The organism is uncultured Hymenobacter sp. (assembly GCF_964242765.1).
Classification (GTDB): domain Bacteria; phylum Bacteroidota; class Bacteroidia; order Cytophagales; family Hymenobacteraceae; genus Hymenobacter.
Map to the genome: position 1 here is coordinate 99,451 of NZ_CAXTBM010000005.1, position 19,382 is coordinate 118,832.

The following is a 19,382-nucleotide window of genomic DNA, read 5'->3' on the forward strand; positions in this document are numbered from 1 at the left end:
GTTAAAGAGTTGGCTGACACCGAAAAAACACTTAAGTATAGCCTAACGGACTAGCTGCCCGCACTGCTTCCGGTGAGGTAACTAGCAATCATCGAGTGGTGGTTCCACGATCTGCTATTCGAGATGCCGCCGGCCTCGTTCAGCTTGCTAGTTCCTCTACCGCGGGCTGCGGAGCGCTAACCCGATGTCGCCGAATTGAATATCCCGCATTAAGAGCCACGCCTAGTAGTACCAGGGCCATACCTAAGTAAGAGGGAAAGCTGAATGTTTCGCCGAAGAAGGTGAAGCCTAACCCCAGGGCATAGAGCAAGCCTAGGTAGTCGAGGTTGCTGATGCTAGCCAAAGACCCGGTTTGGTAGGCTTTGGTTTTATAGACCTGCGAAAATTGGGTAAGGATGCCGATGAGCAGCAGCAGGCCCCAATCCTGCCAGCCCGCCGGGGCAGTCCAATGCAGCAGGCAGTAGAGCGCGCAAAAAGGTAGCACTACCAACTGCGAATACAGCACCACCACCAACGAATGCTCGCGCCCGCCCATTCTGCGAATGGCATTGTAAGCCAGTCCGCCAAACAAGGCTGACAATACCCCCATGATGAGGTAAAGCGGCGCAACACGCATATCCACGCCCTTCACCACGACCACTCCCCCAAAGGAAACCAGGAAAAACAGCCATTGCCAAGGCCCTATGCGCTCTTTTACAAGGAATATGCCTAGGATGGCCGTGAAAATTGGGGTCAAGTATTGTATCGTCACGGCAGTGGCCAGGGGCATGGCTTGCAGCGTGTAGAAGTACAGGGCTAAGCCGAGGGCGCCAGCCGCGCCACGCGAAAGCAGATAAAATCGATTGCCTGGTTGCCCCCACGCATACACTCGCTGTTGGCGCAACGCGCCGTAGCTCAGCAGTAGCGACAGTGCGGCCCGGAAAAAGATGATTTCCAGCGGCGGCAAGTGCGGCAGCATTTTCACGCACACGTTTAGCAGCGCGAAACAAATCGTGCTCAGTAGCATGTAGCGGACGCCAGGCGTAAGCAGGGGCATAAATAAAGTGCGCAACAACGCTGAAATCGTCAAACATAAGCGTTTGCTGGTCAGCTCAGCCATTGCAGGCGACGTAGGGCGCAGAAAAACGCACTTCCGGCTCGGATTCCGCGTTACCTTTCCTTATGAATCAGTTCGACAAAAAGAAAAAAACCTACACGCCCGGTGAAGCCCTCCATAAAATAGCCGCCTTCTGCGCCTATCAGGAGCGCAACCAGAAGGAGGTGGAAGGCAAGCTGCGCGAGTACGGCCTCGATGAGGACGAAGCCGGGGAAATCATCATCCGGCTAAGCCGGGAAAAGCTGCTGGATGAAGAGCGATACGCCCAGGCATTTGTGCGCGGCCATTACCGCAACAAGAAGTGGGGCCGCCGCCGCATCACGCAGGAACTGAAGCAAAAGGGCATTTCCGAATTCTGCATCAAGTCGGGCCTCAAGGAAATTGACGGTGACGAGTACTACCAGAACCTGTTGGATGTGTTGGAGAAGAAGGACCGGCAGGAAAAGGAGCGTAACCCCCGCATCCGGCGCCAGAAAATCCAGGTTTACCTCACAGGCAAAGGCTACGAATCGGATTTAATAAAAATGGCGCTGGATGATCTAGGCAAGGCCCCGGAAGACGATGAAGACTAACGATTAATTCCTGGTCCAGTGGTAGTTTCCTCCGCTGCCAATGCTTCAAACACTCGGCAAATACCTGCTACGTCGGTGAACAGCGCGTCGCCGGCAAATTCAAGGTTGGCAATGGATTGGCGGGCGGCCTCGGCGTGGCCCGCCCCACAGGCGTCAGTCACTATCACGGGGATGTAGCCCAGGTCGGAGGCGTGGCGCACGGTGGGGTCGATGCCTATTTCGGTGGCCACGCCCACAATGGCAAACGCGTTGATGCCACAGTCGCGCAGCACGATATTGAGCGGGGTGCCCTCGAAGGCCGACATAGTAATCTTGTCGAAAACTGCCTCGCTTGGTAAGGGTTGCAACTCTGGCGTTAGCTGAAAACCAGGGTTGTCGGGCAGAAACCACGGGTTGATATCGTCCACAGAATTAACGCGTTGCCAGGCCATGGCCATGCGTAGTTGCGCCACTCCCATCAGTTCTTTGGGCACCGACATGTGGCGCATAAAAATCACCCGGATACCCGCCCGCCGGGCCGCTTCCACGACTTGCAGCACCCGTGCCGTAATTTCCTGGCTGTTCTTGATTTGGCGCAAGATGCCGATTTGCATGTCGTAGACCACAAGCGCCATGCGGTGCGGGTCGCACACTTCTTCCAAGGTACGGGGAATGTCGAGGCCGAAGGCGTGCTGCATAATCGTGCGGAAAGGAGGTTGAGAGCAAGAAAACACGCTGGTTCTTAAGGAAAGGGCAGAAGTTGCAATGACTCTTCTTGTCCCTGATACTTAGCGCGTTAGTACTAAGGTAGCATTTTGCGCCATTGCTTACCTACTGCCGCGGCGGTAGCGGCGGGGCGGCGGTTTGGCGGGTCAGCACTACGCGGCGGCCAGTCATGGTTTCGAGCATGGGCCTAAGGATTTGTTGGGCGTTTAGCTCGGTTTGGGTTAGAATACCCGATTGCAGCGCGGCGCGGCGCACGTTCGTTTCAGCATATTTGTAACCGGCATCAACTAGTTCGGCATCCTGCAAAAAGCCGTTTTCCACGCTGTACACCCGGCTAGCACCATGGTCGATTTGCCAGGAGCACAGCTCGGCCGGTGGCAGGGCTACGCGCACCACCGAGTCGCCTTCAAACACCACATCCTGCGCGCGCACCTTGCGCAGATCCAGGCAGCCAATGGCGTCGCCGGCCACGATGAGAGCCACTTTGGCATCGGGGAGAAAACGGTAGGTACTTTTCTTGTATTCGACCACATCTTTGAACCGGTAGCGTACCAACTCCAAGCGGCCCAAGCTTTCCACTTTTTCCAGCACGGTGTTGTGCGTGACAGTGATGCGCGGCGCCGAGTTTAGCGGGTTCTCAAGGGTATTCAGCGTCGGGCGGACTTTCGTCCATAGAAACCAGCCGAGGCCTCCTAAAAACAAAAGCGGCAGCAAACGGCGCAGCAAAAGGGAAAATGACATAGTAAAATCAGGGTGGAAAACTCTACACTACGGCAATACCGGAAGTTTTGCTTGAATGTCAGCAGGTGGTGGTTTCCGCAGAGGGCGTTGAGTTCTAAACCTCACAATACCACTAACGGCAGTTGGTCTGTTGTTCTTGCTTCCGTTACACTGCTGTAGCTTTGCTGGCCTCCGTTTTCTATGCCGCACGCTCAACCTTCTGCTTTTCCTCGATACGCTGCTTGGCTCTGGCTGCGGCGCTGGCACGGCGGGTTGCTGGCGGGACTGTGGCTGGTGGTGCAACTCTGGTGCTGGCATAGTCACCAAGGCTTACAACTCACCACCGACAGCAAGCAGTATTTGAAATACGCCGAGCAACTGGCTGCTACCGGTACTTTTGCCGAGGGGCATTATTTACGGTACGCGGGCTACCCGCTGTTTTTGAGTGTGTTGCTGAAGCTGAAGTTAGGCCAATTGGGCATTGCCCTTGCGCAAATGGCACTGTCGGGGCTGGCGGCGCGGGCTCTGTATAGTACCGCGTGGCGGCTAAGCGGCGGTGATTGGGCTACGGCTGCGCTGGCGGCGTTGCTGTTTATTGGCTGGACGGATATTCAGCATTTCAATGTTTTCTTGCTGACCGAGTCGTTGTTTACCAGTCTGCTGGTGTTGTCGTTGTGGCTGGTAGCAAGGGTGCGAACGGTGGGCGGAGCCGCGCTGGCGTTGGCAATGCTGACGGCTACGGCTACCATCCGTCCTAATGGTTTTGTGGCCGTAGGCGCCGCAGGGCTAGCCGCGCTGGTCTGGCTGCGCGAACAGAAGCCACGCTGGCGAAACGTGCTGTTGTTACTGTCCTGCCTAGCTTTTCTGCCAGTAGCGTGGGTGGGGCTCAATGGGCTGCTGCGCACGTTTACGTTGATTGAAACCTACGAGCAGGGTATCATCATCTATGGTTATCCTGGGGCGAATCTGCATCCGGCCGCTTCACTTTGGTTGCCCGATCCTGCTGCGCCGCCACTTTGGCGCTTGGGCTTTTTCGTTTGGCACAACCCGCAGTATTTCGCGCAGTTGGCTAGCTTGAAACTCGCCTATTTTATGGGTTTCCCAAAGCCTTATAACTCTGCCCTGCATTGCGTGCTGCTGGCACTCACGCTGCCGCTTCTCTACTGGTTGGCGGTGCGAGGCTCAACTCGTCAAGCAGTAGCTCAGCCCGTGCGGGTGTATGCCGCCAGCGTAATTTTGCTGCAAGCGGCAGTGGTGATGCTAACAGTGGAGGACTGGGATGTTCGGTTTTCTGCGCCGGTACTATCTCACTGGTTTCTGCTGGCTGCGTTAGGAGCCCAACCCTTGCTGCGTCGGTTGGAGCAAAAGCTAGTAGAGCCAGTGAGGTTTTAATGCTGGCAGTGCCTAAATTCCATTGGGCCACCAACTGCTCCGACTTTCAAACCGCTGCTTGAAACCAGCCCAGCCTTGTAAGCCGCCGGTGTGCACGACTACCACGGTAGAACCTGCCTTGAAGTAGCCTAGCCGCAGCAAATCTAGGACGCCGCACAGTAATTTGCCCGTATAGATAGGGTCGAGGAGTACCCCGTGGCGGGCTTCGAAATCTTCGATGAAGCGCAGCAGTTCCGCCGAGAAATGCGCGTACCCGCCAAAATGGTACTCGGTGCGCAACTCGTAGTTGTGGTAAGTGCGGCCAGTGGCAGTCTGCGTTAGTTCATCGATAGCCGGCCGCAGAAACTCACCGCCTTTCAACGCCGATATTCCCACTGCTTGGCGCTGGTCCAAGCGCGTGAGCAAGCCGGCCAGGGTGCCCCCGGTTCCGCAGGCTACGCAGAGGTAATCGAAGTCAACTTCCGCAGTCAGTTCTGTTACCAGTTCAGCGCAGCCCGGCAAGGCCAAGGCGTTGGAGCCGCCCTCAGGTATGACGTACGCGGGGCCGGTTTCGCGCAGGAGTTCGGCCAGAAACGTTGATTCCTGCTTGCGGCGGTAGGTGCTACGGTCGAGGTAGCGCAGGTGCATGCCGTCGGCAGCGGCGCGGGCTAGCGTGGGATTGAGCTGGGCCGTTTCCTCCCCGCGGATAACGCCGATGGTGCGTAGGTTCTGCAACCGGCCAGCCGTGGCCACGGCGGCAATGTGGTTGGAAAAAGCGCCGCCAAAAGTCAGCAGCGTATCATAACCTTGCTGTTGGGCTTCGGCTAGGTTGTATTTCAACTTGCGCCACTTGTTGCCGGGAAGCTCCGGATGGGCCAGGTCGTCGCGCAGCAGCAGCAGCCGAATGTTTCGGCGGGCGGCTTCGGCGGTTTCTAGCGGTTGAAGAATCATGGGCAGGCGTATTTTAGCCCGCAGAGGGCGCAGAAGTTGCGCAGACGCAGAACGTTTTGTGTCCTCTGCGCAACTTCTGCGCCCTCTGCGGGCTAAAAGGCACTCTCCGTTAAAGCCGATTTCTGCCGTAGAGCGTATACCACTGCTCCCACCAGCCCCAGAATCAGCAGCACCGATGACACCAAAGATACCGTGTTGCCAATGGCGTATTCGGTGGGCTCGAACTTGAACTCAATAGTATGCGTGCCGGCCGGCAGCGGCAGGGCGCGCAGCACGTAGTTGGCGCGTACGTACGGTACCTTTTTGCCGTCGAGGTAGGCGTTCCACCCGTCGGCGTAATAGATTTCCGAAAACACCACGAAGGCATCGGCCGTGGCGGTGGCGCGGTACGTCAGGGCGTCGGGCTCGTACTTGGTGAGGGCAATGGTAGAGCCGGGCGCGTTGTAGCTGGTTTTAGTTAGCGGAAACTTCGAGGCATCTACTACCGCCGTGGTAGCTGCATTGAGGTCGGTCAGGGCATTGATTTCCTGGTCGGCGTTCTGCACTTTCTGTATTTCGTTCACAAACCACGCATTGCCTAGCGCGCCAGGATTGCGCTGCGCCTGCTCGGGCTGGCCGGGCTGCCCTGCCTGGCTAGCAGGCTGCGCGGGCTGAATGATGTAGCGCGTGTTCAGCATGTTGAGCACCTGCGTGTTGTTGCGCGAAATCTGCCGCTCAATCAGCTCCTGGTAGCGGCGCAGCTTGGCCCCGTGGTAGCCCCCAATGCTTTTGTGGAAGTAGGAAGTCTGCGCCTCGTTGAACGGATTAGCCAAATTCAACACTCGATAGCTGAGGTCTTTGTCTTGCAAAATCTGCTGGTCGGCGGCGGAAGGCACGAACTGCTGCGCGACGGTTTCGGTCTGGAAGTTCGCTTCGTTGAGGTAACGCTTGTCCACGGCCCACAAATCCACGAGCGTAAATAAGCCCATCAAGGCCGCTGCTGCTCCCGCCGAAAGTTTCCGCTGCAAGTAGAACCACAGCGTACCGGCTGCTAGTGAAATGAATACAATGGAGCGCAGCACATCGGTACGCATGAGCGAAGCGCGGTCTTGGCGCAAGGCATCGAGTGGAAAGCCCTGCTGCTGAAGCTGCGCATCAATCGGGGAAGCGAAATCAGCTCCTAACCCAGCCAGGAAAGCCAGTACGCAGACGCCCACCGTGATACCAACGGCCAAAAGCACCTTGCGCTTGAGGTAGGCGGTTTCGGGAGCATCGGCGGTTTTGGCGGTGAGAGCCGCCAAGCTTGGGTGAGTACTGCCGCCCGCTATCGGCTTGCTAGCTACGCGGCTCCGCAGCACGCGGCCCAGCGCCAGCACGGCCAGCAGCGGCATAGCCAGCTGCGCAATTACGAGGGCCATACTCACCGAGCGAAACTTGTTGTAGCCGGGGAAGTAGTCGAACATCAAGTTGTTGAAGGTTTCGAAGTTTTTGCCCCAAGCCAACAGCAACGACACAATGGTGCCCGCCAGCAACCAAACGCGGGTCCGCTTGTCCACCACAAAAAGGCCCAGCACAAACAAGAAACACACAACGGCGCCCACATATACGGGGCCGCTCGTGCTGGGCTGCGCCCCCCAATAGGTAGGCATATTGGCCAGATAATCACTGAGCTGCACGGGCGGTACCCCGAGGCCACTCAGGGCTTTGCCGGTAGCCGAGTTGTCGCTCAGCTTGCCTTGCGAGGCGCCCCCGTAATAATTAGGAATCAGGAGGGTGATGGATTCACCCACGCCGTAGCTCCACCCGAAGGCATAGTCTCGGTCGAGGCCCGAGCCGCCGGTACCATCGTCGCCGGCTGGTGCAGCCTGCTCGCCGGGCGCAGCGGGTGCCGGGCTTTTCAACTCCGAGCGGCCCCGAATGCTGTATTTGCCGTATTCGGCGGTGGTATAGAGGCGGCCGAAGCTCACCCCCACGGCCAGTAGGGCCGCCACGCCCAGCAGCACCGAGCGAGTAAGGAAGTCAACTAAACGCTTCTCGCGCAGCGCGAAAACTAATTCCACTACCCCAAATACCAACACCAGCAGCAGTAGGTAGTAAGTGATTTGCAGGTGATTGGAGCGCACGTTCATGGCCAAACCCAGGGCAAACAAGGCCGTACCTAACCACTTATTGCGCCGAAAGGCTACCAACAAACCCGCTAGCACCAGTGGGGCATACGCCAGCGCCAAACTCTTGGTGTTATGGCCGGCGGCCAGAATAACAATGTTGTAGCTCGTGAAGCCCAGCGCCACGGCGCCCACGCCGCTCACAATTGGGGAGAGACCCAGCGCCACAAACAAGATATAGCCGCACAGCAGCACCAGAAACAGGTTGGCCACCACCGCCGGCATACCCAGCGTGAAGATGGTGTGCAAATAGTTGCTTAAGTCGCCGGGGAAACGGGTGCTGATGAGGTAGGTGGGCATCCCCGAAAACATGGAGTTGGTCCAGAGCACTTCCCTGCCGGCTGCCCGTGCTAGTTGCAATTCATGCGCCCCCCCGTTGAACTGCACGATGTCGTGCTGGCTTAGCGTTTTGCCTTCAAAAACGATGGGCGAGAAGTAGAGCACAGCCAGCCCCATAAAAATCAGCACGGCCAGCAGATGGGGCAGTGCCCGCTGCCACAGCGGCGCGGCAACCGGCACAACGGCCGTTGGTGCAGAAGAAACGGTAGTCATTAGCAGGAGATTAGGAAATCTAAAAGCGCCCGAAGGTAACAACGATACACCTTACCCCCTAGCTTCCTGCGGTTGGGCCGAAGACACGAGAGAGCCAGGGACTTTGCCAAACGTATAATTCAGGTTGTAGAGTGCCACCGACAATAAAATCACACCGTAGGCTACGGCCTGCGTGAGCGTAGCTTCCTCGCCGAAGTACAGGAAGGCCAGCGCAAAGCTCACAATCGGATTCACGTACATCAAAATTCCGACGGTGCCGGAGGGCAAAGCATTGAGGGCATACAAGTTCAAAAACAACGGCAACACCGTGAATCCCACGCTCAGAATGGCCACGTACAGCAGCAAATGCGCATCGGCGAAGCCGGCTAGGGGCTTGGCGCCCAGCAGCGAGGCCAGGGGCAGCACCACCAAAGCAGCCAGTCCCAGCTGCACCATAAGCAGTACCAGTCGGTCGTAGCCCTGCAAGCGGCGCTGAGTGATAAGGTAGAAAGCGTAGGTGAAGGCTACCACCAAGCTCATCAGCAGCGTGCGCAGTTCGCCCACCCCCAGCAGCGCGCAGCTCACGGCGCTCAAACCAATGGCCGCCCACTGGTTGGGGCGCAGCTTTTCGCCCAGCAAGGCGAAGCCCAGCAGCGCCGTCAGGATGGGGCAGATCAGGTAAGCAAACGAGCCGGCCTGCACACTCACTTGATTGACTACATAAATGAACAGCAGCCAGTTAGCCGTCAGCAGCAAGCCGCCTACCACCGTGCTAGTAACCACGCGCCGCCGCTCTGCGGTAGCGGCGGTTAGCCACTGTCGCACCACGCCGTGCACTGCCGCCCGCCGACCCAGACCGTGAATCAGGAGCAGCAAAAGCAAAGACAATAAGATGCGGAAAAACAGAATCTGGCCGCTGGCATAGCCAGCCAGCTTCCGCAGCGGAATCGGGAAAAAGCCCCAGACAAGGAAAGCCGCCAGCGCGGCCAGGTGGTGACGAGAAAGTTTCAAGCGAAGGTCGAAATAAGAACAAGCCGCAAAGGTACGGGCCTTCCCGCGAAGCCCACGCCTCGCCCGACTCTTCGTTCTACTTTACCTTTGCCGCACCATGCTCGACTTTGCCGACCTGCCCGCCCTTACCCGCGGCGCCCTGCTTTCCATTCCCGCCGGCCCCGCGCCCTTGCACCGGCTACTACTCGATAGCCGCCGCGTGGGGCAAGCCGCGGGCAGCTTGTTTTTCGCGTTGCGCGGCCCCCAGCACAATGGCCACCAGTATCTGCCTGAATTGTATCAGCGCGGAGTGCGGTTGTTTGTAGTGGACCGCCAGGAAGAAATTCCGGGCGGTTTGGCGGCGTATCCGGAAGCAGGCTTTTTGCTGGTCGAAGATGCGTTGGCAGCGCTCCAAACCATAGCCGCTGAGCATCGGCGCCGCTTCCGCCTGCCCGTCATTGGCATCACGGGCTCCAACGGCAAAACCATTGTAAAGGAATGGCTGGCGCAATTGCTGGCGCCTGATGAGCTGATTTGCAAGAGTCCGCGCTCCTACAACTCACAGGTGGGCGTACCGCTGAGCGTATGGGAACTGAACGCCACGCACACGCTTGGCATCTTTGAAGCGGGCATTTCCGAGCGGGGCGAAATGGCTCGTCTGGCCCGCGTGATCCAGCCAACCTTGGGGTTGTTCACCAATATCGGTACCGCCCACGATGCTGGCTTCGCCAACCACGCAGAGAAAGTCGAGGAGAAGATGCAGCTGTTCCTGGAAGTGGATACCCTGTTCTACTGCCTCGACCACGAGCTGATTCACGGGGCCGTGCAGCGCCATTTGCCCGAGCACCGCACCTTCACCTGGAGCCGCCAGCAGCCGCACTTGGCGCACATAGCCGTAACGGTTGCCGAAGCCTCCGCCGACCGGACCGTAGTGCGCGTGAACCTAACCCGTCCGCTGCCCCAGGAGCACACGTTCACGCTGCCATTCGCCGACGAGCCCTCGGTGGAAAACGCGCTGCACGCCCTGTCGGTATTGCTGTGGCAGCAAGTGCCCGCCGCCGAAATCCAGCACCGCCTCGACCGGCTCCACCCCGTGGCCATGCGCCTGGAGATGAAGCAGGCCCTCAACGACTGCTACGTCCTCGACGACACTTACAACAACGATCTAGCGGGCCTCAACTTCGCCCTCGATGCCCTAGCCCGCCAGCCCCGGCGCGGCCGCCGCACCCTTATCCTGAGCGACGTGCTCGAATCGGGCCTCGCCGGCGCCGACCTCTACGCCCGCGTAGCAGCGCAGCTAGCCACGCACGGCGTGGAGCGACTAGTAGGAGTGGGGCTCGAAATTCAACAGCACCAAGCGGCTTTCGAGGCCGTACAAGCCACCTTCTACGATACCACCGACGATTTCCTGCGGCAGTTTCAACCCGAATTATTTCGGCAGGAAACCATCCTAGTGAAAGGCGCGCGCCGTTTTGGGTTCGAGCGAATTGTATCAGCCTTTCAGCAGAAAATCCACGGCACCGTGCTAGAAGTGAATTTGGAAGCCCTGGTTCACAACCTGAACTTCTACCGCAGCCGCATCCAGCCGGGTACTAAGCTCATGGTGATGGTGAAGGCCTTTGCTTACGGCAGCGGCTCCTACGAGGTAGCCAACCTGCTCCAGTTCCACCGCGCCGACTACCTCGCCGTGGCCTACACCGACGAGGGCGTAGATCTGCGCCAAAACGGTATCAGTTTGCCGGTCATGGTGATGAATCCCTCGCCGGACGCCTTCCAGATGTTGCGCCAGTACCATTTAGAGCCTGAAATCTATTCCTTCGAGCGGCTCCACGACTACCTCGCTGCCGTGCGGCAGCAGCCACTACCCGCCATTCACCTCAAGCTCGACACCGGTATGCGCCGCTTGGGCTTCGCCGAATCCGACTTACCGGAACTCTGCAACCTGCTGCGCGAAAATGCAACCCACCTGCGCGTCGCCAGCGCCCTCACGCATCTCGCCGGCGCCGATGAAGAGCAGCACAACAACTTTTCTCAGCAGCAGTTAGCTGCTTTTCAGCGCATGACGCCGCAGCTAGAACAGACTCTCGGCTACCCCATCCTCAAGCACGCTCTCAATTCGGCCGGTATTCTGCGGTTCCCCGAAGCTCAACTCGATATGGTGCGCCTGGGTATCGGCCTCTACGGCGTGGAAGCCACCAGCCGCGAGCAGAACGCTTTGCAGCCCGTAAGCACCCTCCGAACCACCATTTCGCAAGTGAAAACGCTGCCGCCCGGCGAAACCGTTGGCTACGGCCGTCGCGGCCGGGCAGTTGACTACGAGCGGCGCATTGCCACCCTGGCTATTGGCTACGCCGATGGCTATGACCGGCGCTTCGGCAACGGCACGGGCGAAGTGGTAGTGCGGGGGCAGCGGGCACCCATTATCGGCAATGTGTGCATGGATATGTGCATGGCTGACGTGACCCGCATTGCCGCCGCGCAAGCCGGTGACACAGCCGAAATCTTTGGCCCACAATTGCCATTGTCGGAACTAGCTGGCCGCATTGGTACCATCCCTTATGAGTTGCTAACCAATGTAAGTGAACGAGTAAAGCGAGTGTTTTTTGCAGAATAACAAGAGAAGCAAAAAATAGCTACAATAGTACTTTTAGAAAAATAGTAGGCGGAGAACGACAGGATCTATATATCTTGCGTGAGAGTGAGTGTTTATCCTAAAAGAAAGATTAACCTTATTTTTCATCTTTTCTAGATTCTATGGTTGTATTCCACTACTCCGTCTTTATGAAAAAGTTCGTTCAAATGTGCCTGTTGCGCTTGTGGTTGCCGCTGCTGCTATGGACTGTAAGCGCATCAGCAACCGTAGCTGCTCCAACTCTTGACGGCTTATGGAAAGGCCCACTAAAGATGCCTGGCGGGCAGTTAGAGGTAATTTTTCGGCTCGTTAGTCTCACCGGTGGCTCATACTTTGCCACCTTGGATGTGCCCATGCAGCGTGTTAGCCGCATGGCTGTGCAGGTGGAAGTTCGCGGCGACACTGTGGTCTTCGCGGCCGAAGAAGCTGGCAGCCGTTTCACGGGCCGCATAGCATCCGACGGCAAGCACGTAGCAGGCACTTGGCGCCAACCTGGTTTCGAATCCTCGCTGACTCTCACTTATGCTCCGCCCGCTATTGATACCGCGCCCAAGGCTCGCCTTACGCCGCCGTATCGGGAAGAAGAAGTGATGTATAAAAACCTCTCCGTGAATTTGCGGCTTGGTGGAATGCTAACTGTACCGGCCGGCCCGGGTCCCTTTCCAGCCGTCGTATTGGTGTCGGATACGGGTCCCCACGACCGTAATGCTACCGTAGGCGAATACCAGCCCATGGGAGCTTTGGCCGACCACCTGACCCGCCGCGGTATAGCGGTACTGCGCTTTGATGACCGGGGCGTAGGGGCTTCCGCCGGCGACCTAACCAGTGCTACTATTGCCGACTTGGCCACCGACGTGCAGGCGGGAATGAATTTTCTGCGGGCCCGCCCCGAAATCGACGTGACGCGCATCGGACTAATTGGGCATGGGGAAGGCGGTAACGTGGCGTTGCTGGCTGCTGCCCAGCCGTTGCCTCCTACCTTTGTCGTAGCCTTGGCTGCTTATGGCCTACCGGGTAATACTATCATTTTGCAACAGCAGAAGGCACTTCTTCGCGCCATTGGTGTCCAGGAACCCGAGGTATTTGCATTTAGTAAGCAGCAGCAGGATATGCAGGAGGTGATTCGTCAGACGCCTGATTCAAAAAAAGCTCGCGAATTACTGGTGAAGATGATGCGCCAAAATGATGCTAGTTTAGACACTGTCACGGCGAAAAATCGCGCAACTGAACTGACTTCGTTTCGGTACCGCTACTTTCTTGACTTCAATCCTGTCGCTCGCCTCAACGAAGTGAAGTGTCCCGTGTTGCTGCTCAATGGAGCCGTTGATAAAAACGTGGCGGCCGATGCGAATCTGAGTGCCCTGACCAAAGCCCTAAGTAATAACCCAGACGTAACCAGCAAGAAATTGTCAGACGTAAACCATCAATTTGAAGGAGATCCTGCGGAGTGGGCACTAGTCAACGGCCAACCACGGGAAACGTTTTCGGCGGCGGCTTTGGAACTCATTCGAAGCTGGATTGCTGTCCGAGCACAAGGGAAATAACCTCCTTGTAGTCAACTCTAATTGATAGGCCGGGCCGGGTGTACGCAGCATAATGCGTATGCTCGGCCCGGTTCTCGTTTGCGCTCTATATAGCCAACCTCTAGTGCTTGGCTGCGTAAGCGCTTCAAAATCCTCCTTTTCCCACTTACCCTAATAAACACCTTTTGTTATGAAAAAGACATTTCTCTCCGCTTTCGCCCTGACGGCCTTACTCGCTTCGTCTTGTAACGACTTAAAAAAGCCTCAAGAAAAAGACGAGCCGCAAGAAGCTACCAGCGACACGGCGGTGGTATATCGTGAAGGAGCTTCAGTAGCTGGTGCCGCTGCTGGTGCTGCCAATTCTGTGGATGCTGCCTGGGATATGACCAAAGCTAAATTAGCGGACGTGAAATACGAAGAAATCGACCTACCCGAAATCTCGGTGCGTGGCGACGACAAGTATAGCGTGTACGGCCTGGAGGAGACTGTTCTGTTCGATACCGACAAGGCCACGATTAAGCCTACTGCCACGCGTGCTCTTTCTGAAATAGGTGGCTCAATCGGACGCCGTTACGGCAAAAGCCAAGTACGCGTCATGGGCTTCGCCGACTCGCGTGGCGACAAGAATTACAACAAAGAGTTGAGCGCTCAACGTGCGGAAGCCGTAAAAAATTGGCTTGCTTCCAACGCCAGCATCAGCGCCGACCGTATCAGCATAGAACCCATGGGGGAGGCGGCTCCTATTGCTAGCAATGCCACTCCCGAAGGACGCCAGCAGAACCGTCGTGTTGAAATTGCTGTGATCAAGCAGTAATCAACTAGATTTCTAGTTCGGTAGCCTCTAGCATGTTAAATCCGTCAGGAGCCTATGTTAAACGAGAGGGCCAACTTCCTTAGGAAGTTGGCCCTCTCGTTTTTTTACACTTGGTAGTAGGCAGCTAGAGAACTGAAATCAAACAACCCGAAATTCAAGATTAGTCCTTGATTTGGTCTACTTCAGCTTTGATCATGGCGTTGTAACGCTGGCCGTTGCTAGCCAGGGTGAGCAGGCTCCAGCCTTTGCCCATAGTATAGCTCCAGGTCCGACTTTCCTTGAATTCGAAAGTAGGACGCATGATCTGACCGTAAGGCGTATAGGTATCCATAAAGTTGGTGGTGTAAAACTTGTCGCCGCTTACAATCCATTCCATGGCCACGAAGAACCCTTCGGTAGGCGCTTCAATGTTGTAAGGCGTTAGGTCGATAGTGTACCACTCGCCGCCCTTAGGAGCAGAAACTACCACATTCTCAGTGAGAATATCGGTATTAGTCGAGTTGTAGTTGCCATCAGCCTTGTAAAGACGTACTCTGAAAGGTTCGCGTGGGAAGCCATTTTCTCCGATATAGAACGAAACCGAGCGCACGTTGCCGAGCTTTTTGTTTTTATCGTTTTTTACGAAGAAAGCATACTGGCTACCTGGCATGCCCTGAATCATACCCTCACCTGGTGCAGCTGCTTTCGAGCCAAGGGATAGGTCTTTAATTTTGCCGCCTTTCACCGTTACGTTAGCCAATTCAACAACGCGCTTTGGCACTTCGATGATAAGATCAGCAAGATTAGCATTGCCACGCTTCACAAGCACGGCCATGCGCTTGTAACCCAAGGCTAATACAATAAGGGAGTCTTGCGCATTTTTTTCTGGCATTGCCATCTGAAAAAAGCCATACTCGTTGGTGAGAGCACCGGTCTGTTCCTCTTTCAAGCCGATAGAGGCAAAAGGAATGGGCTCTTTCGTCTTTTGGTCGACAATGCGACCGGACAGACGATTCTCCTGGGCTATGCCCAGTGCTGGTAGCAGCAAAAGAAAGGTGACGAAAGCAAGTACGCGTTGGAGCATATGTTATCAGGCTAGTGTTATATCCCAAAAGTAAAATGATAATGCCGATTTTCGGCGCTATTTCTTAAAATATTTATAAAAATGCAATTATGAAAGGGAATATTTATAAGGCTAAGCCTGTTCAATTCTAGTTGCTGCATTCGCTTTGGCGAAACCTAAATGGGTTGTACCTTTGTTTAAAGTAAATCTAAATAACTCTGCCGCTGTGTTTGCTCGTTCTGCCTCCGCCCAAACTGTTGCCGCTCCCCGGAGCGTGAAGGATTTACGTTTAGGTGAGAGTGGCATCATTTGCTGCTTGAAGGATCCAGAAATGGCGCTCAAGCTCTTGGAAATGGGGTGCATCCCAGGCACGCGGGTACGGCTTAATAGTCGGGCGCCCTTGGGCTGCCCTATTACATTAGTGGTAGGTGAAGCGGCCGATTACACCCTATCACTGCGGGTGAGTGAAGCAGCTACTATACTTTTGAAAGAGTAATTGCGCATGAGTAGTGCCGGAATTCGTATCGCTCCCGTTAGTGCAGCAGCTTCGGCCGCTACACGTGAAGCCAGTGCTGCTGCACCCGCAGCGTCGCGTAGCCTCACGCGCATAGCGCTGATTGGCAATCCTAATTCCGGCAAAACTTCGCTCTTCAACCAACTCACGGGGCTCAACCAGAAAGTTGGCAACTTCCCTGGTGTAACAGTGGACCGTAAGACCGGCGTGAGCCAACTGACCCCGCAACACCGCGCTGAGATTATTGATTTGCCGGGTACCTATTCGCTCTACCCGAAGAGCCTCGACGAGAAGGTAATCACCGATCTGCTTTACGACCGGGCTTCGGCGCAGTATCCGGACTTTGTAGTGGTGACGGCTGATGCTAGCAACCTGCGCCGTAACTTATTGCTGTTCACCCAACTCGCTGATTTAGGTTTGCCTTTGGTGCTCGCGCTGAACATGATGGATGTGGCCGCTCAACACGGCATCAACATTGATCTGGAGGCATTGCAGCACGAGTTGGGAGTGCCCGTTATTCCTATGAATGCGCGCAAGGGCATCGGCGTAGCAGCGCTCAAGATTGTGATGGCGCAGCAGCTTGATGCGGGCACCAATCGGTTCTATGAGCCCGACGAAACGCTGCTGCCCATGCTGCGGCAGATTCGGTACTACTTCAATTTGCACAACGACTACTTGGCGCTGCACTACGCGCACCAGTTTCGTCATATCAGCTTCCTGACCGCTGACGATAAAGCGTACGTTGCGGAACTCGTAACCAAATACGATTTCGAGCCTACCACCCGGCAGGCACAAGAAACCATTGACCGCTACAGCCGCATCAACGAGCTACTACTGGATGTTGTATCGGTGACGCGTACTGAAAAAGCCGAGCCGTATAGCAACCGCCTCGACCGAGTGCTAACCCACCGCGTATGGGGGTACCTGATCTTTCTGGCAATTCTATTTCTGCTGTTTCAGGCGGTGTTTTCCTGGGCCAGCTATCCCATGGAGCTTATTGATCAAGGTGTAGCCTGGATCAACGGCTTGATTCAATCGAATTTCAACGGGCCGCTCATTAGTCTGCTGACGGAAGGGGTGCTTGCGGGCTTAGGCGGGGTATTGATTTTTATTCCGCAGATTGCCCTGCTGTTTGCTTTTATTGCGGTGCTGGAAGAAACCGGCTACATGGCCCGCGTCACGTTCATGATGGACCGCATCATGCGCAAGTTTGGTCTGAATGGCAAGAGTGTTGTGCCCCTGATTTCGGGTATGGCTTGCGCTGTGCCGGCTATCATGAGTGCCCGCACCATCGAGAACCGCAAGGACCGGATGATTACCATCTTCGTTACGCCGCTGATGAGCTGCTCGGCCCGAATTCCGGTTTACACAGTGCTGATCGGACTAGTGGTACCCGATCAGCCGGTACTTGGCATCTTCAACCTGCGCGGAGTGGCCTTAATGGGGCTATACCTACTCGGCTTTGTATCGGCAGTTGGGTCGGCTTGGGTACTGAAGCTGTTCATGAAGACCAAGGAGCGGAGCTACTTCATTATGGAATTTCCGGTATACCGTTGGCCACGTTGGAAAAACGTGGGCCTCACTATCCTGGAAAAGGTGAAGGCCTTTGTGTTTCAGGCCGGCAAAGTTATCGTGGCTATTTCGGTAATACTGTGGGTTCTGGCTTCTTATGGCCCTGGTAACGCCTTGGAGCAAGCCGAACAGCGGGTCCGCACGAGCGCCGCAACGCAAACGCTGAGTGAGGCGGAAACGGAATCTCGGGTGGCTTCCGAAAAGCTGGAATCTTCTTATGCCGGCCAGTTCGGCCACTTCATCGAGCCTGCTATCCGCCCATTGGGCTTCGACTGGAAAATCGGTATTTCGTTGCTGACCTCATTTGCTGCCCGCGAAGTATTTGTAGGCACCATGTCAACTATTTACAGTGTAGGGCAGGACGCAAACGAGCTAACGGTGCAGCAAAAACTAGCGGCCGAAAAAGGACCGGATGGGCAGCCATTTTTTACGCCGGCTCGTGCCGGCTCTTTGCTGGTTTTCTATGTGTTTGCCATGCAATGCATGAGCACGCTGGCCACTACCTACCGCGAAACTAAAGGCTGGACGTGGCCGTTGCTTCAGCTATTCTATATGACAGGGCTGGCCTATTTGGCTTCGCTGCTAGTCTATCAGGTATTGAAATAGCCCTAAGCTGAAGCTTACAACTATCTGCCCACCAGGAACACAGCGGGCTGCTTGTGAATCTCGGGCAGCCCCGCTTTTTTCCAGCCAGCTACCGTATCCGTGCGTACGTATTCATTGGGAGCTGTGAGGCTGGCGGCAATGCACAACCGAGTTGATGAGTGCAGTTGACTTAGTAGGTCTTCCAGCAGTTGCATGTTGCGGTAAGGGGTTTCAATGAAAAGCTGCGTTTGATGCTGGGCCAGGGCCAGTTTTTCTAGCTGCTTGATTGCTGCCGCCCGTCGGCTTCGGTCGATGGGTAGGTAGCCATGAAAGGTGAAACTCTGCCCGTTCATGCCAGAAGCCATAAGCGCTAGCAAGACACTGCTTGGCCCCACCAGTGGCACCACTCGAATGCCAAGTGTGTGTGCAACTCGTGCCAACTCCGCGCCGGGGTCGGCAACGCCCGGACAGCCAGCTTCCGAAATAACTCCCGCATCTTGCCCAGCCATCACCAGCTTCAACGCCGCCTGAATCTGCGCCTCGGTGCTGTCTTTGTCGATAACGCTGATACGCAAATCCTCAATTACCTGGGCGGGTGCTACGCTTTTAATGAAGCGCCGGGCCGTACGGGCATTCTCCACCAGGAAATACGACAGCGCGGCTACGTGCACGGCAATCTGTGGAGGTAGCACCTGCGGAGCCGTCTCATCGGCTAGAATAGTGGGAATCAGGTAAAGAATGCCAGGCTTCAATTTGAAATTAAGAATTGAGCAAAAATGATGGATGAATACAAGGCGACAAGTCCGAAGTTTGGCAGCAACTACCCTTTAGCAAATGCCTGTACCAACCCGAACACTTCATCTGGTTTTTCGGCGTGCACCCAATGCCCAGCGTCTACTATGGTTTCCACTTGTGAATTAGGAAACAAAGCCGGAATACCATAGAGCTTGTCTTCGGTAGTAACATAGTCGGACTTGCCACCACGAATGAAAAGCGTGGGCTTCAGAAACGGCGTCGGACCGCTGATTTCGGCGCCAATGTCCGCTATTTTTTCACTGAGCGTGCGCAGATTCTGCCGCCAAGCAAAGGAATTGTCTTCTTGACGGTAAAGGTTTTTCAGTAGGAACTGCCGCACTCCGGGCTGGCGGATATGAACTGCCAACGCCTCATCGGCCTGCTGACGACTTTCCAGGGCGGTAAGATTTACGGCATGTAAGCCCGCCAATATCTCGTCTTGGTGCGCCATGTCGGATAACCGAGGCGCAATGTCCACTACCACGAGGCGGGCCAGCCGGGTGGGATGGTCGAGGGCAAAGCGCATGGCTACTTTGCCACCCATGCTGTGGCCGAGCAACGTAACGTCGGCGCCGAGTTGAAGCCTATCAAACAATGCCAGCACATCGGCGCTCATTAGTTCGTAGCTATGCTCGGGCGAGTGAAAAGAGCGGCCGTGGTTACGCAAATCAACGGTGATGACGCGGTGCCCAGCCTCGGCCCAACGCCGCGCTAGTGTCTGCCAGTTGTCGAGGGTACCGAAAAGGCCGTGCAGAACGACTAAAGGAGTGCCCTGGCCTATTTCGCGATGATGAAGGTGCATAGTAGAAGCGGGAAGAGCGAGCA

Annotated in this window: 16 protein-coding genes; 7 read left to right on the forward strand and 9 right to left on the reverse strand. The window is 56.0% G+C overall.

Features of this window, described 5'->3' with window-relative positions; genetic code table 11:
• Positions 1-139: 139 nt before the first annotated feature.
• Positions 140-1,036, reverse strand: a complete 897-nt coding sequence (locus ACFE7X_RS03490; RefSeq protein ID WP_375434269.1) for a DMT family transporter — start codon at positions 1,034-1,036, stop codon at positions 140-142.
• Positions 1,037-1,161: 125 nt separating this feature from the next.
• On the opposite strand from ACFE7X_RS03490, the gene ACFE7X_RS03495 reads away from it, so the two are divergent.
• On the forward strand, positions 1,162-1,668 hold the full coding sequence (locus ACFE7X_RS03495; protein WP_375434270.1) for a regulatory protein RecX: 507 nt from the start codon (positions 1,162-1,164) through the stop codon (positions 1,666-1,668).
• On the opposite strand, the gene ACFE7X_RS03500 is transcribed toward ACFE7X_RS03495, so the two are convergent.
• Together ACFE7X_RS03500 and ACFE7X_RS03505 are read right to left on the reverse strand one after the other, a co-directional pair.
• Complete coding sequence (locus ACFE7X_RS03500; protein ID WP_375434271.1) at positions 1,665-2,345, reverse strand: cysteine hydrolase; 681 nt, start codon at positions 2,343-2,345, stop codon at positions 1,665-1,667. The two genes, ACFE7X_RS03495 and ACFE7X_RS03500, sit on opposite strands and share 4 nt — an antisense overlap.
• Before the next feature lie 133 nt (positions 2,346-2,478).
• The gene (locus ACFE7X_RS03505) at positions 2,479-3,114 is read right to left on the reverse strand and encodes a DUF4230 domain-containing protein (RefSeq protein ID WP_375434272.1); all 636 of its coding nucleotides are present in this window, start codon (positions 3,112-3,114) and stop codon (positions 2,479-2,481) included.
• A 180-nt stretch (positions 3,115-3,294) separates the two neighbouring features.
• Between ACFE7X_RS03505 and ACFE7X_RS03510 the strand changes: the two genes are divergently transcribed.
• Positions 3,295-4,485, forward strand: a complete 1,191-nt coding sequence (locus ACFE7X_RS03510; RefSeq protein ID WP_375434273.1) for a hypothetical protein — start codon at positions 3,295-3,297, stop codon at positions 4,483-4,485.
• A gap of 12 nt (positions 4,486-4,497) precedes the next feature.
• Here the strand turns inward: ACFE7X_RS03510 and ACFE7X_RS03515 are convergent, their stop codons facing one another.
• The 3 genes from ACFE7X_RS03515 to ACFE7X_RS03525 form a co-directional block, all read right to left on the reverse strand.
• Positions 4,498-5,415 (reverse strand): 1-aminocyclopropane-1-carboxylate deaminase/D-cysteine desulfhydrase, encoded by a 918-nt coding sequence (locus tag ACFE7X_RS03515; protein WP_375434274.1) that lies wholly within the window; start codon positions 5,413-5,415, stop codon positions 4,498-4,500.
• Positions 5,416-5,507: 92 nt separating this feature from the next.
• Positions 5,508-8,111, reverse strand: coding sequence for a YfhO family protein (locus ACFE7X_RS03520; RefSeq protein ID WP_375434275.1), 2,604 nt, complete (start codon positions 8,109-8,111; stop codon positions 5,508-5,510).
• A 51-nt stretch (positions 8,112-8,162) separates the two neighbouring features.
• Positions 8,163-9,101: an EamA family transporter gene (locus ACFE7X_RS03525; protein ID WP_375434276.1), complete on the reverse strand. Its 939-nt coding sequence runs from the start codon at positions 9,099-9,101 to the stop codon at positions 8,163-8,165.
• A gap of 97 nt (positions 9,102-9,198) precedes the next feature.
• On the opposite strand from ACFE7X_RS03525, the gene ACFE7X_RS03530 reads away from it, so the two are divergent.
• From ACFE7X_RS03530 to ACFE7X_RS03540, 3 genes are all read left to right on the forward strand, one after another.
• Positions 9,199-11,694: a bifunctional UDP-N-acetylmuramoyl-tripeptide:D-alanyl-D-alanine ligase/alanine racemase gene (locus ACFE7X_RS03530; RefSeq protein ID WP_375434277.1), complete on the forward strand. Its 2,496-nt coding sequence runs from the start codon at positions 9,199-9,201 to the stop codon at positions 11,692-11,694.
• Positions 11,695-11,861: 167 nt separating this feature from the next.
• The gene (locus tag ACFE7X_RS03535) at positions 11,862-13,256 is read left to right on the forward strand and encodes an alpha/beta hydrolase family protein (RefSeq protein ID WP_375434278.1); all 1,395 of its coding nucleotides are present in this window, start codon (positions 11,862-11,864) and stop codon (positions 13,254-13,256) included.
• Between the two features lie 169 nt (positions 13,257-13,425).
• Positions 13,426-14,049: an OmpA family protein gene (locus tag ACFE7X_RS03540; protein WP_375434279.1), complete on the forward strand. Its 624-nt coding sequence runs from the start codon at positions 13,426-13,428 to the stop codon at positions 14,047-14,049.
• A 160-nt stretch (positions 14,050-14,209) separates the two neighbouring features.
• Here the strand turns inward: ACFE7X_RS03540 and ACFE7X_RS03545 are convergent, their stop codons facing one another.
• On the reverse strand, positions 14,210-15,112 hold the full coding sequence (locus ACFE7X_RS03545) for a carboxypeptidase-like regulatory domain-containing protein (RefSeq protein ID WP_375434280.1): 903 nt from the start codon (positions 15,110-15,112) through the stop codon (positions 14,210-14,212).
• 205 nt (positions 15,113-15,317) lie between these two features.
• On the opposite strand from ACFE7X_RS03545, the gene ACFE7X_RS03550 reads away from it, so the two are divergent.
• Together ACFE7X_RS03550 and feoB are read left to right on the forward strand one after the other, a co-directional pair.
• Positions 15,318-15,587, forward strand: a complete 270-nt coding sequence (locus ACFE7X_RS03550) for a ferrous iron transport protein A (RefSeq protein ID WP_375434281.1) — start codon at positions 15,318-15,320, stop codon at positions 15,585-15,587.
• Positions 15,588-15,593: 6 nt separating this feature from the next.
• Complete coding sequence (feoB, locus tag ACFE7X_RS03555) at positions 15,594-17,783, forward strand: ferrous iron transport protein B (RefSeq protein ID WP_375434282.1); 2,190 nt, start codon at positions 15,594-15,596, stop codon at positions 17,781-17,783.
• A gap of 20 nt (positions 17,784-17,803) precedes the next feature.
• On the opposite strand, the gene ACFE7X_RS03560 is transcribed toward feoB, so the two are convergent.
• Both ACFE7X_RS03560 and ACFE7X_RS03565 read right to left on the reverse strand, forming a co-directional pair.
• Entirely contained in the window at positions 17,804-18,514 is a 711-nt protein-coding gene (locus ACFE7X_RS03560) for an SAM-dependent methyltransferase (protein ID WP_375434283.1), read from the reverse strand.
• Between the two features lie 68 nt (positions 18,515-18,582).
• Positions 18,583-19,359 (reverse strand): alpha/beta fold hydrolase, encoded by a 777-nt coding sequence (locus ACFE7X_RS03565; RefSeq protein ID WP_375434284.1) that lies wholly within the window; start codon positions 19,357-19,359, stop codon positions 18,583-18,585.
• Positions 19,360-19,382: the final 23 nt, after the last annotated feature.

Coding starts and splice junctions, on each gene's coding strand:
- ACFE7X_RS03540 (WP_375434279.1), top strand. CDS start 13,426: ATGAAAAAGACATTTCTCTCCGCTTTCGCCCTGACGGCCTTACTCGCT.
- ACFE7X_RS03505 (WP_375434272.1), bottom strand. CDS start 3,114: ATGTCATTTTCCCTTTTGCTGCGCCGTTTGCTGCCGCTTTTGTTTTTA.
- ACFE7X_RS03520 (WP_375434275.1), bottom strand. CDS start 8,111: ATGACTACCGTTTCTTCTGCACCAACGGCCGTTGTGCCGGTTGCCGCG.
- feoB (WP_375434282.1), top strand. CDS start 15,594: ATGAGTAGTGCCGGAATTCGTATCGCTCCCGTTAGTGCAGCAGCTTCG.
- ACFE7X_RS03500 (WP_375434271.1), bottom strand. CDS start 2,345: ATGCAGCACGCCTTCGGCCTCGACATTCCCCGTACCTTGGAAGAAGTG.
- ACFE7X_RS03490 (WP_375434269.1), bottom strand. CDS start 1,036: ATGCCCCTGCTTACGCCTGGCGTCCGCTACATGCTACTGAGCACGATT.
- ACFE7X_RS03510 (WP_375434273.1), top strand. CDS start 3,295: ATGCCGCACGCTCAACCTTCTGCTTTTCCTCGATACGCTGCTTGGCTC.
- ACFE7X_RS03565 (WP_375434284.1), bottom strand. CDS start 19,359: ATGCACCTTCATCATCGCGAAATAGGCCAGGGCACTCCTTTAGTCGTT.
- ACFE7X_RS03535 (WP_375434278.1), top strand. CDS start 11,862: ATGAAAAAGTTCGTTCAAATGTGCCTGTTGCGCTTGTGGTTGCCGCTG.
- ACFE7X_RS03495 (WP_375434270.1), top strand. CDS start 1,162: ATGAATCAGTTCGACAAAAAGAAAAAAACCTACACGCCCGGTGAAGCC.
- ACFE7X_RS03530 (WP_375434277.1), top strand. CDS start 9,199: ATGCTCGACTTTGCCGACCTGCCCGCCCTTACCCGCGGCGCCCTGCTT.
- ACFE7X_RS03515 (WP_375434274.1), bottom strand. CDS start 5,415: ATGATTCTTCAACCGCTAGAAACCGCCGAAGCCGCCCGCCGAAACATT.
- ACFE7X_RS03545 (WP_375434280.1), bottom strand. CDS start 15,112: ATGCTCCAACGCGTACTTGCTTTCGTCACCTTTCTTTTGCTGCTACCA.